General features: G+C 45.4%; 9 protein-coding genes. 4 read left to right on the top strand and 5 right to left on the bottom strand.

Features of this window, described 5'->3' with window-relative positions:
* Positions 1 to 2: 2 nt before the first annotated feature.
* A complete protein-coding gene (locus M917_RS13160; RefSeq protein WP_021815372.1) occupies positions 3 to 1,460 on the top strand; it encodes a reverse transcriptase family protein in 1,458 nt (485 codons plus the stop codon).
* Positions 1,461 to 1,526: 66 nt separating this feature from the next.
* Here M917_RS13160 and M917_RS13155 read toward each other — a convergent pair whose 3' ends face one another.
* On the bottom strand, positions 1,527 to 2,165 hold the full coding sequence (locus tag M917_RS13155; protein WP_021815371.1) for a GDSL-type esterase/lipase family protein: 639 nt from the start codon (positions 2,163 to 2,165) through the stop codon (positions 1,527 to 1,529).
* Between the two features lie 223 nt (positions 2,166 to 2,388).
* On the opposite strand from M917_RS13155, the gene M917_RS14565 reads away from it, so the two are divergent.
* The 3 genes from M917_RS14565 to M917_RS13140 all read left to right on the top strand — a co-directional run bounded on the left by M917_RS14565 (position 2,389) and on the right by M917_RS13140 (position 6,376).
* Entirely contained in the window at positions 2,389 to 4,746 is a 2,358-nt protein-coding gene (locus tag M917_RS14565) for a circularly permuted type 2 ATP-grasp protein (protein WP_021815370.1), read from the top strand.
* A 62-nt stretch (positions 4,747 to 4,808) separates the two neighbouring features.
* Positions 4,809 to 5,594, top strand: a complete 786-nt coding sequence (locus tag M917_RS13145; RefSeq protein WP_021815369.1) for a transglutaminase family protein — start codon at positions 4,809 to 4,811, stop codon at positions 5,592 to 5,594.
* A gap of 41 nt (positions 5,595 to 5,635) precedes the next feature.
* Positions 5,636 to 6,376 carry a hypothetical protein gene (locus M917_RS13140; RefSeq protein WP_021815368.1) on the top strand — a complete coding sequence of 247 codons (741 nt, stop codon included), beginning with the start codon at positions 5,636 to 5,638 and terminating at the stop codon, positions 6,374 to 6,376.
* Between the two features lie 33 nt (positions 6,377 to 6,409).
* Here the strand turns inward: M917_RS13140 and M917_RS13135 are convergent, their stop codons facing one another.
* The 4 genes from M917_RS13135 to M917_RS13120 all read right to left on the bottom strand — a co-directional run bounded on the left by M917_RS13135 (position 6,410) and on the right by M917_RS13120 (position 13,919).
* Positions 6,410 to 8,974 (bottom strand): excinuclease ABC subunit UvrA, encoded by a 2,565-nt coding sequence (locus M917_RS13135; protein ID WP_021815367.1) that lies wholly within the window; start codon positions 8,972 to 8,974, stop codon positions 6,410 to 6,412.
* 395 nt (positions 8,975 to 9,369) lie between these two features.
* Positions 9,370 to 10,596, bottom strand: coding sequence for an acetamidase/formamidase family protein (locus tag M917_RS13130; protein WP_021815366.1), 1,227 nt, complete (start codon positions 10,594 to 10,596; stop codon positions 9,370 to 9,372).
* Between the two features lie 191 nt (positions 10,597 to 10,787).
* Positions 10,788 to 12,032 carry a DUF819 family protein gene (locus tag M917_RS13125; protein WP_021815365.1) on the bottom strand — a complete coding sequence of 415 codons (1,245 nt, stop codon included), beginning with the start codon at positions 12,030 to 12,032 and terminating at the stop codon, positions 10,788 to 10,790.
* A gap of 213 nt (positions 12,033 to 12,245) precedes the next feature.
* Complete coding sequence (locus tag M917_RS13120) at positions 12,246 to 13,919, bottom strand: DEAD/DEAH box helicase (protein ID WP_021815363.1); 1,674 nt, start codon at positions 13,917 to 13,919, stop codon at positions 12,246 to 12,248.
* Positions 13,920 to 14,310: the final 391 nt, after the last annotated feature.

Raw genomic sequence — 14,310 nt, 5'->3', positions numbered from 1 at the left:
TTATGAGCACAGTAAACAGTCAGCAAACCGACTATATCAGCCCCGCGCAGACGATGACGCCTGCTGAGCGCCAATGGCAACAACTTTGGCAAGATATTGAGGAAGCTGGCGGACGCTATCAATATATCCAGCAGCAAATGCTGCAACACGGCTTTATAGTCGAGCGTAAGCCCATTGATAATATGACGGCAAAAGAGCGCGAACGTTATAAAAAGTCCCTCAAAAAAGAAGCCGCTGAAGAAAAAAGTCTCAAAAAACAGGCATGGCAAGCTTACAAAGCGCAGCACATCGTTTATCTGGGTCGCCATATCTATTGGTCAGATGATACCAGCATGGACAAATGGGATGTCAAAGACGCTAGCAATCGACTCATTGAAAACAAACTGCCACTTATAAGCAAACATACTCAATTGGCAGAAGCCGTCAATCTGACTGTACCGCAGCTAAAAGGGCTTTGCTATCAAAGAGACGTGGCTACCAATATTCCCTACACGCATTTTACGATTAACAAACGTAACGGCACACCTCGGCATATATGGTCGCCTATTCCTCGTCTAAAATTTGTTCAGCGCTGGATTCTAGAAAACATCTTAAATAACTTAATGACGCACGGCGCAGCTCACGGTTTTGTCCGCGGTAAATCCATTGTTACCAACGCAGCCGTGCACAGCAATAGTGCCCTATTAATCAAGCTTGATGTAAAAGATTTCTTCCCTAGTGTACATTGGCGACGCGTCAAAGGCGTGTTTCGTCACGCAGGCTACCCTGAGAAAATAGCCATTTTACTGGCTTTATTATGTACGGAATCACCAAGGCAGGTCGTTCAGCAAAATGGCACAACTTATTATGTCGCCCTTAGTGACAGAGCGTTACCGCAAGGCGCGCCTACCAGTCCGGCATTGACAAATATTGTGTGTTTGAACCTTGATCGTCGCCTAACAGGACTGGCAGATAAAGTTGGTCTGCGCTATAGCCGCTACGCCGATGATTTAACGTTTAGCTTACCTGTCAGTTCTACGAGCGCTGAAAATAATGTTCAGGCTAATGTTCAGGCTAATGTCCAGCCTGCTGATCACAACCAGTTGATTGGACAGCTACTGGGTTCCGTACAGAAGATTTTGCGTGAGGAAGGATTTACTTTAAACAATGATAAGACGCGTGTCATTCGTACTGGCAATCAGCACAATGTGACGGGCATGGTGATCAATGGCGAAGGCGTACCAAGAGTACCGCGTCACATAAAACGTATGCTACGTGCAGCGCTTCATAACCTAGCCTCAGGGCAGCCTTTACGTGAGGATGAAACGCTTGAAACTTTATCAGGATATGCCTCTTGGATCGCCTCAGCAGAGCAGGAACTGGGTCAAAACTACTTAGCAAAAATTGATACGCTGCGCGAGCAAGCCAAAGTAGTAGAGACTAAGAGTAGCGCTGAAAGCACATCTTTGCTGAATGAATAATTTTATGGGCGGGTAATATCGGGCAGATAAAATGCTGTTTTACCTGCCCATATCTTTACTAAAACTTTATTGTGCCATGCCTTCATCTTGTAAATACTCATACAGGCCTTCAGCAAAATGCCGGTAGCCTGCCTGATTGGCATGAATTCGATCGGATTTTAGAGTGTCATCTGATAGTACCGCTGACCAACCGCCAGAGTATAAAGGCACATCTTGAGCACTAGCAATATCTTCGTACAATGGATTGTCACTTGCTTTACCGAACAAGGCACTGGTACTAAAGTATGGCTCTGCAATGAGGACAACGTCGATATTCGCAGACTTTAACGTATCAATAGTGGCAATAATGTTGGCGCGCGTCTTATCAGGCGGCAGACGTTGCAACACATCATTACCTCCAACGCCAAGCAGCACCAATTCAGGCGCTTGTTTTACAATCTCATTCACTCGAGCGAGCACATCTGCGGATGTGTCACCATTGACCCCTGCATTGATGACTTTCCATGTACTCAGTTCAGCCAGTACCATAGGATAAGCTGTTTCTAAGTTTGTACCATAACCATAAGTCAAAGAGTCCCCGAGCGCAACGACTGTACTACCCGCTGGCAAAACTGCTTGCTGTGGCTCGCTGCTACAGGCAGTCATACCTATGCTGGCTGCTAATCCCACACTGACCAGCGCTAAAAATCTCTCCGCGAATTTCATGTCTGCTCTTCTCCTATCACTCACATCAATTCAATTTATTGCATTTAAGTTAAGATTGCTCAATAACCATTACTTAACTCTTGTTGTATATTGTTTAGCATACGTTGTATAGTTATTACAAGATATAGACTACCTGTTGATTGTAATACAAGTGCTAGCCGACTGAGCATAGACAGTGTGTTTGTCATAAATGATAACTTTAACAAGGATATGTGAGGTATTTATGAATCAGAAGTCATCTCAAAGTCAATCTCAGACTCAAAACAAAGACGAAGGAAACACTAAAAACCAGAGTCAGAGCCAAAGTCAATCCATAAAATCACACAATGCTGATAGCGACAATCTTACAGTGACAACTGCCAAAGAACCTTTGCCAAAGTCTGAAAAAAAGGCAAAAAGTTTCGATGAGCTGCAGACGGGTAAAGGCCAGTATCGGCCAGTTGCACAAGTAGTTGGTAACTGGCTTGACAATATCAACATGGACGCCCTTAACTATTTAAATGAACAAGCAGAAAACATTTTTTACCGCAAAGGGGTTACCTTTACGGTTTATAGTGATGCTCAGAATATCGAGCGTATGATTCCATTTGATATCATTCCACGTATTATCGCCGCAAGCGAATGGAAACAGATAGAAGCTGGTTGTAAACAACGTATCACCGCGCTCAACGCTTTTTTGCATGACATCTATCATGACCAAGCCATCATGAAGGCCGATATCGTGCCTGCCAGTTACGTCTATGCCAGTGGCTGCTACGAGCCTTGGATGATGGGCATTGAGCTGGACAAGCCAATCTACTCGCACATCAGCGGTATTGACTTGATTCGAGACGAGACGGGCAAGTTTTGTGTTTTAGAGGACAATTTACGTACTCCGTCAGGCGTCTCGTACATGCTTGAAAGCCGTAATATATCAGAGACGCTATTGTCGGATATATTCGCTGACACCCCTATTATGGGCATCAGTGATTATCCCAACCGTCTCAAAGCCTGTCTTGCCAGCTCAACGTCCAAATATGATCCACAAGTCGTCATCTTAACCCCAGGACGTTTTAATAGCGCCTATTATGAACATGCCTTTTTAGCGCATGAAATGAATGTGCCACTGGTACATGGTTATGATTTGGTTGTTGAAGACAGCAAAGTCTACATGCAAGGCATTCGTGGTAAGGTACAAGTCGATGTGATCTATCGCCGTATTGATGACCCATATATTGACCCGCTGGCCTTTCAGTCTGATTCTATATTGGGCGTGTCAGGACTCATGAGTGCCTACCGTGCTGGCAATGTGGTTATCGTTAATGCACCCGGTACTGGTGTCGCTGATGATAAGAGTCTATATCCTTTCGTGCCAGATATGATTAAGTTCTATTTAAATGAAGAGCCTATTTTACCCAATATCGAAACCTATCAGTGCCGTAAGCCTGATGAGCTAAAATACGTACTCGATAATTTAGACAAACTGGTGGTAAAAGAAACTCAAGGCTCAGGCGGCTATGGGATGCTTATTGGCCCAACGTCGACCAAAAAAGAGATCGAAGAGTATCGCCTGCGCCTGCTTGAAAATCCAGCTGGTTTTATTGCCCAGCCGACCATCTCTTTATCCACTAACCCCACTGCCGTAAGTGACGGTATCGCGCCAAGGCACATTGATTTGCGTCCCTTTGTTCTCAGTCATGGCGATGGCTCAGTGGACATTGTGCCAGGTGGCTTAACGCGAGTAGCAATGGTTGAAGGCTCGCTAGTCGTCAACTCCTCTCAAGGCGGTGGTATTAAAGACACGTGGGTCGTCGATGACAGCCATTTACCGTCCTCTACCAAAAAAACCAATGGTCAAGCCGACAGATGCACGCCTGCCTCATTAGACTCCAATAGTTCAGCTCATACCAACTATTATAATCGTGTACAACCGCTAGAAGCTGGCTATGAAACGCTAGATGATGCGCCAATGATACTGCTACTCTCCACCGCCAGTCATTTAATATGGCTAGGTCGATATAGCGAGCGCCTGTATTACTATGACGATGTTATGAAAAAACTCATCAAAGATGATCTCAAAAAATCACAAGTGAAGCACTTAATCAGCCATTTAGGTTTTGATGTAGATGAAGATGAGTCGCTTAGAACCATGAAAGCGCAAATGCTGTCTGATTTAGAAAAAAATATCATCCCAAACATCGTGCAGTCGATTGATGACAATGTGCAGGAGGCCAAAGGCGTCATTGGTAAAGATACCGCCGAGTTATATAACTTGATCAAGCGGCTCTCAAGCGCAGGCACGTATCGGGCAGCGACCTTGCAGCTACATGCTTGTAATGCTGCTATGAAACAAGAACACCCGACGGTGACTGGATTTTGGCAATTAGGTCGTCATTTTGAGCAGCTAGAGCGTGCGGTTTTGTTAGAAGAAGACTCAATAGAAATCAGTCTTGAATTTAAGTACTGGATCAATGAGTTACCGGAGAACACGCGCTGGCGTGAGCTGACGCGTCTGGCCAATCAGATGATCAGATCGAAGAAATTCAGTGATTTTGAGCTGATTAGTAAAGAGTTCAATATCATATTGCGTCAAGGTGTCTAGCCGCAAACCAATAATAGGTGTTAATGAGACATATGAAATAAACAGAAAAATAGGAAGATATTATGAAACTTCAAATCAGCCATCAAACCAACTATTATTATGGCGAGCTTGCACAACGTAGCGTCCAGTACATACGCATGACGCCCATGCAGATGCCGCACCAAATCATTCATAAATGGGAGGTGATGCTCCCCAAAGTGGCCACCAATCAAAAAGACGGTTTTGGCAATGACTGGCTCACTCTCAGTCGTAACGAGGCTCATAACAATCTACAAATGCAAGCGTCAGGTATCGTCGAGATCGATACGGAGACCACCCGTGTAGAGGATACGCCTCATGTCCCCTACCTATTGTTTACAGTACAAACACCTCTGACCAAGTGTTCAGAAGAGATGCGCGAATTTGCTGCGCCTTATCTAAAAACCCCGACCCATGACAGCCTAAAAGCATTGGCCAATGCTCTCATCATGAAAATGCCTTTTATAAAAAATGTGACTCATGTCGGTACGACTGCTGCAGAATCTTTTGCGACAAGCGCAGGCGTGTGTCAAGACCATACGCATGTGTTTTTGAGTCTCTTACGAGATCAACAAATCCCAGCCCGTTATGTATCGGGCTATCTGTATGACGACACCGAAAATCACATGGCGAGTCATGCATGGGCAGAGGTATGGTTGGATGGTTACTGGTATACTTTTGATATCTCAAATCAGCTGTTTCAACCAAACTCGCATGTCTACGTCGCTGTTGGTCGAGACTACTTAGATACCGCTCCTGTGCGCGGTGTCAGAATGGGCGGCGGTTACGAAAATCTTTACAGTCAAGTACTGGTCACAAGACTATCATAACATTCACTAATTTTATTACGTTTATGCATTAAAGGGTTTTTATGACTTATTGTGCTGCTATTCGCCTAAAAGACGGTATGGTCTTTGCTAGCGACACCCGTACCAATGCGGGCGTTGACCATATATCGACATTCAGGAAACTGTATCAATATGGCATTGAAGGCGAGCGGTTTATGGTGCTACAGACAGCTGGTAGCTTAGCGACATCGCAAGCGGTATTCAACAAACTACAAAACGACATTGATCAGCGCCTTGAGAGTAATCTCAATACTGTCACGACGTTATTTGATGCCGCGCAGATGGTTGGTGAATGTATGCGCGAAAAAATGAACCATGCAAAAAAAGTCGCTAATGCTAGTGTCGATGGCGCATTTACTAGCTCATTTATGCTCGGCGGTCAAATTAAAGGCCAGCCACCTGAGCTATATAGAATCTATCCTGAAGGCAACTGTATCAAAGCCACTGAAGATACACCGTTCTTTCAATTAGGTGAGAGCAAATACGGCAAGCCTATTTTGGATCGTTCTGTCAGCTATGACACGGATGTGAAACACGCAGCGCGGGCGTTAATGCTATCCTTTGACTCAACGATTCACTCAAACTTATCAGTAGGCATGCCGATAGATTTTGTGCTTTATAACAATGATAGTCTAACCCTGCCCAAAGGCCGCCGTATCGATGAGCATGATGCGTACTTTAATACCATTCGTCATCAGTGGTCAGAGGCATTACGTCGTACTTTGGTTGAATTACCTAAGAGCCCTGACGACTACTGGGAATAACAGCCTCGTGCTACATAAGGCTTTGGTTGTGTCCTAATCTGAAAACGGTCGTGACGCCAATAAAAATGGTGCGGTACGACTCTCTTTTGATTGGGCGACAATATCGGGCGTGCCTTGTGCGACAATCAAGCCGCCCGCATCCCCTGCTCCTGGCCCAATATCGATAATCCAATCGCTGTTACTGGCCACTTGCATATCGTGCTCAACCATAATGACGGTGTTGCCAGCATCGACCAGACCATTTAATTGTGCCATGAGCATGGTTACATCGGCAGGATGTAGACCCGTGGTTGGTTCATCCAATATGTATAGCGTGTCGCCGCGTTGTATCCGTTGCAGCTCAGTTGCCAGCTTGATACGCTGAGCTTCACCGCCTGACAGCTCGGTAGCTGGCTGACCTAGGCGTAAATAACCAAGCCCCACTTGTAGCAAAGCCTCTAAGGCGCGTAAAATAGGCGCTTCATCAATAAAGAACGCATGAGCTGCTTCGACCGTCAAATCCAGCACTTCGGCAATATTTTTGTCTCGATAAGTAATGGCCAAGGTTTCCTCATCATAGCGCTGACCATGACAAACCTGACAAGGCGCATAGACGCTCGGCAAAAACAACAGCTCGACACTGACAAACCCCAAGCCTTCGCAATTTGGGCAACGTCCCTTTGGCGTATTGAATGAAAAGCGACCCGCATCAAAACCATGAGCTTTTGCTTGTTTGGTTGCCGCAAACCGTTTACGCACCTCATCAAATAATCCTGTATACGTTGCCAGATTGGATCGCGGCGTCCGTCCGATTGCTTTTTGATTGATATTAATAAGGCGGCGTACGTATTCCATACCAGCAATGATTTCACCGCTCGTTACGGATTCAAGCTCTTGTTCAAGCAGATCCGCCTCACCTACAGGTGACTCCGCGACCATTTTTTGACCCAATGCCTCATTGATAAGCTCTACCAATGCTTGGCTGACAAGACTCGATTTTCCTGAGCCTGAGACGCCAGTGACACTGGTCATCACCCCAAGCGGAAACGCCACGTCTAGACCTTTTATATTATTGCGTTCAATATTTGCAAGCTTGAGCCATGCGCTTGGCTGTCTTATGCTAGATTTTGACTGATCGTTAGTCGTATCGGCAAAGAGGTATTGACCAGTATGCGACTGCGCAATCTCACGCAGCCCCTCGATAGGCCCGCTATAGACAATCTGTCCGCCATGTGTGCCAGCCTTTGGCCCGACATCAACCACCCAATCTGCGTGCCTAATTACGCTAACGTCATGCTCAACCACAAACACGGAGTTACCAGCCGTGATTAACTCATCCAAGGCACCTAGTAATGCTTGAGTGTCGGCAGGATGTAAACCTGCCGATGGCTCATCAAGCACATAAACCACGCCAAAAAGTTGCGAGCGAATTTGCGTCGCTAGTCGCAGACGCTGTAGCTCACCTGGCGACAACGTTGGTGTTGTGCGTTCTAGCGATAAGTAGCCAAGTCCGAGCCTAGTCATCGCGTCCACACGGGAGAGAATATCACTGGCAATACGCTGGGCAACGATGGCTTTTTCACGGTTTGGTATGTCATCGGCTAGCTTTGTATGAGCGGTCTTCTCAAGTTTGAGTGCCAGCTCCGTGAGGGTCAGCTGTGACAGCTCGCCAATATCCAATCCTGCAAATTTAACGGACAGCGATTCTTTTTTTAGCTTCTTGCCATGACACTCTGGACACTCAGATATTTGCATAAACTGCGAGACGCGTTTTTTGGTACGCGGGCTTTGGGTAGTGGCAAAAGAATGCAAAATGAAATTCTTGGCACTGGTAAAAGTGCCCATGTAGTTCGGCTTTTCGCCTGTCTCAATCGCCTCGCGCGTTTGCTCAATATTGTATTCAGGATAGACCGGCACCGTGGGTGTTTCATCAGTGAACAAGATCCAGTCACGGTTTTTTTTTGGTAGTGTGTGCCAAGGCTCATCAATATTATGTCCTAGCGTGGTTAATATACGGCTAAGATTTTGACCTTGCCACGCAGGCGGCCATGCGGCGATCGCCCGTTCACGAATGGTCTTGGTGTTATCTGGAACCAGTAGCTCTTCTGTCACCTCAAACACGCGGCCAATGCCCGAACACCTCGGACAAGCGCCATCTGGCGTATTGGGCGAAAACGCATCAGCATACAGCATTTCTTGTCCTGCTGGATATGCGCCTGCTCGTGAGTACAGCATACGTAAACCATTGGAGATGGTAGTCACACTGCCCACGGATGAGCGTACCGAGGGTGTACCACGCTGCTGTTGCAGAGCGACAGCTGGTGGCAACCCTTCTATTGCATCGACGTCTGGCTCATCGACTTGATCGATCAGGCGTCTTGCATAAGGAGACACGGAATCAAGATAGCGGCGTTGAGATTCGGCAAACAACGTCCCAAATGCCAATGAGGATTTGCCTGAACCTGATATACCTGTGAAGACCACTAACGCATTGCGCGGTAAATCAACATCAATGTTCTTTAGGTTATGAACACGCGCGCCCCTAACCTGAATATTGTTGTTATTGTTAAGATAGCTTTTACGCTTATTCGGAGTGTTTTTATTATTTGTATTAGCCATAAAGTTATGAGTCCTTTTAAATCACTGTTTCAAGGGTAACACGTACTCATCAAAGGCTAAGGCTAGGCTTACGTATTAGTAGTACAGAGAGACAAAACGATAACTTAAATGATGGGCATTTTGACAACAAAAAACCCGCAGTAAAGCGGGCTTAGTTCGGCGATAAGACAATATTAAGCCAATAGTGGTTTATATCTTGGGATACGATCAATAACACCAACTGCATCCTGATATAACTACCAAGTATATTTAATGCATATGCTATATATTCACACAAATGATCAATCATTCAGTCATGAAGACTAATTACAATATAGATAAAAAAAGTTGAATAAAACCCTCTTAAAGACCAAATACTAGATTTTGAGTGGGTTTATAAAATACTAGCTTGGTACTTAGTTAGTGGTTTTTTCGAATTCCTTAAAATCTGACTTACGAATTTTTGCATGTACCCCTTTGGTTTTATCAACTACTTGCGACACCTCAAAATCGGTTGCAGCGCTTAAATAAGCATAAGCTATTGATTCATCGATGCCATACTCCTGATTCAAGAAACGAATGGCTTCACGAGTAGACTTCTTCATTGCTTCATCTAGATCTGCATCTAAGCCCGGTGTGATCCAAAACTCAGCGTTCTCTGCCAAAGGTTGCTCAATTTTTTTACCCGGTACAGGGTCCTTCCCCGCTTTTAACAATGTGAATTTAAACGTCGCACGGGCAGACGCTTCTAGCGCTGTCAGTGCCACCTCGCCGTCACCTTGTGCAAAATGACTGTCGCCTGTATAAAACAAAGCACCGTCTACTTGCACTGGATAGTAGACAGTGGAACCAGCGCCCAATTCATTAATGTCTATATTACCACCATAAAACGAAGGAGGTACTGAATGTACTTTTTCTGAGGTGTTAGCCGCAACACCCATTAATCCCATAAACGGGCTAAGTGGAAAACGGATAGACGAACCAGAATCAGCCTCTAAAACACCTTCATAATCACCTGAGGCATTTTTTTCTATGGGTGTGAATACTGAAACATTGCCATAGCGTTCAGGATTATCAGCGGAGGCACCTGCTTGGGGTGTCTTTTTAGGAAACTCTCCAGGTAAAGCGCCCTTACCATGACGATTAGAAATCACACCATAAGGCACACGCGGCTCTACTTTTAATACCTCTACTTTTAATACGTCACCAGGTTTCGCTCCCTTTATTTCAATAGGACCCGTCACGATATGAGGCCCATCTTTATCAAAATCGTGGCTCAATGTGGAATTGGTGATCGCTTTTGCTTCATCCAAAATAAATGCTGCGTTGACTCCTTTTGAAGTAAAAAACTTTTCAGCGTCACGTCCCTGATCTTCAAGTAATCCCTCATGGGACACCGTATCAAATGTGACAGTGCTACCAGATGCCACAGATAGCACTGGCTTGGCATCTTTATTGGGTAAATAACCCCACGTGATGGTATTCAAAGTTGATGGTACGTAATAGTTTCCTTTATAGTCACCTTCTGTTAACCGAACAGGTTTGTTAGACATTTGCTTGAGCATAATAAAACTGTCTGCATAAGATGCCGAAGTACCAAGTGCGCTAAGAACAAACAAGGAAAGAACTGTATTTTTAAACATAAAACATACCCTTAATAGTTAAATAGATTATAAGTACATCTATCACGTGGCAAGTTTTATACCATTCCAAAAACGCCGTTTTCGCTAAGCATTGCACTATTTTGTGACATCGATTTGACTTAACTTAGTGCATTGCCGAATAAAAAGAACCCCTTTAGAGCATCAATCTATTTTAACGATACTCTAATGCATCAAGACACCACCAACCGCATCAGGTGGGTACTGATATAACCGCCAAACGTGCCCACCGCATAACCCAAAATTCCCAAAAATACGCCTACTGGCGCAAGCGACGGATGAAATGCCGTCGCGACAATTGGGGCTGATGATGCGCCGCCCGTATTAGCATTGGAACCAACCGCCAAAAAGAAAAATGGCGCGCGGATGAGTCTAGCGACAGCAAAAATGATGATGACATGGATACTCATCCATAAAAAGCCAATAAGCAATAGTCGCCACTGCGAGACAATGCCAGCCAAATTGATCTGCATACCGATTGCCGCAATCAATACAAAGATAAACACTGTACCGATTTTAGACGCGCCCGCATGATCGAGCCTGCGGACTTTGGTAAATGAGAATCCAACACCGATTAAGGTAATAATGACCACCATCCAAAAAAACGCACTAGCAAAGCTGTATTGTACCGCCCATTTATACGGCGCAAAAAATTCTGCAATTTGCTCGCCCAAAAAGTGCGCCACCCCGACCATGGCAAAGCACAAACCAAACATCACCATCAAATCATTTAAGGTGGCAGGACGAGCATGGTCACGCTCATAACTCTCGACCGCTTTAACAACTTTATCGATGCTACTGGTATCTGCCTTTAGGAAACGGTCTATTTTGTCACTGTGTTTTGCCATCACCAAAATCGCTAGTAACCACAGTGAGGCGTTGGTGGTATCCACCAAAATCATCATGCCAAACAAATCATCGCTGACCCCAAACAGCTCCTTCATTGCCGCTTGGTTGGCCGCGCCGCCAATCCAACTCCCCGCCACGGCCGAAAACCCGCGCCATAACGTATCATCGGTAAACATCGAAGGCGACACCCACTTAGCTATTCCTAAACTAATGGGGCCACTGATGATAATGGCGATACTGGCAGCGAAGAACATGGCAATCGCTTTCCAACCTAAGCCAAGTATTTTGGGCACATCCATCGACAAGGTCATCAATAGCAAACTGGCTGGCAATAGATAAGTCGCAGTAAAGCCATAAATTTGTGAGCCGATACCGTCAGCAAAAACCCCTAAACTATTTAGTGTGGCTGGTATAAAGCAGCATAGTACAATACCGGGCAATACCGCATAAAATCGTTGCCAGAATTTACTGGGCAACCCTTGGGTATAAAAAACCAAACCGATGATGGCCATAATAATGCCAAACGCTAACGGCAGGCTATCAATGGCTAAATGTGAGGTAACAGGCATCAAGGCGCTCCGAGAGATACAACTGGCAAAAGTGAATCAGTATAGACAAGGCGAAAAAGACGCGCAAGCCACTATCTTGTACTCGCCACTCAAGACAGCCATAGATGCAAAGCAAGCAAACGCAAAAAAGCCAGATAACAAGTATCTGGCTTTTTTTGTACTAGGTTATATAGTTAGATCAAAAGCTTCGATCAACCATTAACAATAGTGTTATTACGAGTTGTTACCACGGTTGCCGCCGTTCGGACGACCTTGACCACGGCTGTCAGAACGACCTGCTGGACGACCTTGGCTGCCACTTGGACGACCACGACCAGTTGCTGCACGCTCACCACGTGGAACGCCAGTGCTATCGCCACGGCTTGGGCCGCCAGTACGCTTGCCTTGATACGGCTTGCCACCTGAACGCTCATTTGGTTTGCCTGACGCGTCACGTGGCTTACCTTGATAACCGCTGTCATTGCTGGCGCGTTGACCAGTAGGTGCGCTGTCGCTTGAACGACCACGAGCATTAGCGGGATTACCTTGATAGCCACCGCTTGAGCGACCACGGCCTTGACCATTACCGCCGCCACTTGAGCGACCACGACCACGGCCACGACCATTACCTTTGTTTTCGCTAGGTACATAAGTCTTCTTAGGCTCCATGCCTTCGATGATACATACTTCCATTTTGCGATCTAAATAACGGTTGATAGCGTTTAGCTGTGGACGATCATCCATGCTACATAAGCTGATAGCGATACCAGTACGACCAGCACGACCACAACGACCGATACGATGGACGTAATCTTCTGTTTGACGCGGTAAGTCATAGTTAATGACGTGCGAGATGGCTGGTATGTCTAAACCACGAGCGGCAACATCCGTTGCTACTAGGATTTTAACTTTGCCATTACGCAAGTCTTGAACGATACGGTTACGCTTGCTTTGTGGCAAATCACCATGTAGGAAGCTGGCTTTATGACCGGCTTCTTGTAGCTGCTTGGCCAGTTTTTCAGTGCTACGTTTAGTAGCAGCAAAGATAATTATCTGTTCCATATCTTGCTGGCAAACGATTTTGTCAAGCAATCTGTTTTTGTGATCAAAGTCATCACAGTAATACACTTTTTCTTCGATGTGTGCAGATTCTACTTTGATTGATACACGCTCAGGGTTCTTAGTGAAGCTGGCAGCGATTTTACCTACTGGGCCATCCCAAGTCGCTGAACACATAATCGTTTGACGATCAGTAGGCGCGGCACGTAGGATGTCACTGATATCATCAGCAAAACCCATGTCAAGCATACGGTCAGCTTCATCAAGTACCAATACTTCTAGGTTTGATAGGTCAACACGGCCCGCATTGATATGGTCAAGTAGGCGACCAGGAGTCGCAACAATCACTTGAACGCCTTTTTTCAAAGCAGTGATCTGACCATTGTATGGTGCGCCGCCCACTAATGGCACGCAGAATAGACCGCGCATGTCTTTAGAGTAAGTACGGACACTGTCATGTACTTGCTGAGCAAGCTCACGCGTTGGCGTTAGGATAAGGGCTTTGGTTAGTTTGTCAAAGCTAGTAGCACGGCTTAAGCGATCAAGTACTGGGATGACGAATGCCGCCGTTTTACCACTACCCGTTTGCGCTGACAATAAAAGGTCACGACCGGCTAGAGCAAAAGGAATGGCTTGTTCTTGAATAGGTGTTGGATTGGTATAGCCACTGCGATCAAGCGCAGTAAGAATTGGCTTAGCAATACCAAGATCGGTAAAGGTGACTTTATTATTTTCTTCAGTGGCGTCAGTAGCAGCCGCTTGAGTGTCAGTGTTTGCAGTAGCGTTTGGTGTATTGGTGCTTTCGATGATGCCGTTTTCAGCGGCGATTGCAGATAAGATGTCAGTCATAAGAATCCTTGGTAAGTATAAGCTGCTGTAAATTCAGCAAGCTTGATGCATACCACTGATAACCGTTCACCACGCTGCCTTTATTAAAGAACTATCGGACCACATAAAAGTGTCGATAATCAGAAGCCAAGCCAATTAAGCTTAGAGCCTCTACAATAAATGCGTTCGTGCTGTCTGACGTATTTTGGTGGTAGTGCCGAGTGTCTCATCCTTGATCGATATAAGCGCATTATTGATGCTTTGTCCAAAGCAAATAACCGCAAACAACAACCAATTTAGTCCAAATTTATAGACTAACAGATAAGATATGAGTCAAAAATAACTGATATATTTATAAGGCGTTATTTAAGTACACAAAATCATCGGCAACAATTACTTATGGTCATCCTAG

Origin of the sequence: Psychrobacter aquaticus CMS 56 (genome assembly GCF_000471625.1) — a bacterium.
Taxonomy (GTDB): domain Bacteria; phylum Pseudomonadota; class Gammaproteobacteria; order Pseudomonadales; family Moraxellaceae; genus Psychrobacter; species Psychrobacter aquaticus.
The sequence above is the reverse complement of the archived record's forward strand: the minus strand, read 5'-3'. Positions and strand labels throughout refer to the sequence as shown.

Coding starts and splice junctions, on each gene's coding strand:
- M917_RS13160 (WP_021815372.1), top strand. CDS start 3: ATGAGCACAGTAAACAGTCAGCAAACCGACTATATCAGCCCCGCGCAG.
- M917_RS13155 (WP_021815371.1), bottom strand. CDS start 2,165: ATGAAATTCGCGGAGAGATTTTTAGCGCTGGTCAGTGTGGGATTAGCA.
- M917_RS14565 (WP_021815370.1), top strand. CDS start 2,389: ATGAATCAGAAGTCATCTCAAAGTCAATCTCAGACTCAAAACAAAGAC.
- M917_RS13145 (WP_021815369.1), top strand. CDS start 4,809: ATGAAACTTCAAATCAGCCATCAAACCAACTATTATTATGGCGAGCTT.
- M917_RS13140 (WP_021815368.1), top strand. CDS start 5,636: ATGACTTATTGTGCTGCTATTCGCCTAAAAGACGGTATGGTCTTTGCT.
- M917_RS13135 (WP_021815367.1), bottom strand. CDS start 8,974: ATGGCTAATACAAATAATAAAAACACTCCGAATAAGCGTAAAAGCTAT.
- M917_RS13130 (WP_021815366.1), bottom strand. CDS start 10,596: ATGTTTAAAAATACAGTTCTTTCCTTGTTTGTTCTTAGCGCACTTGGT.
- M917_RS13125 (WP_021815365.1), bottom strand. CDS start 12,032: ATGCCTGTTACCTCACATTTAGCCATTGATAGCCTGCCGTTAGCGTTT.
- M917_RS13120 (WP_021815363.1), bottom strand. CDS start 13,919: ATGACTGACATCTTATCTGCAATCGCCGCTGAAAACGGCATCATCGAA.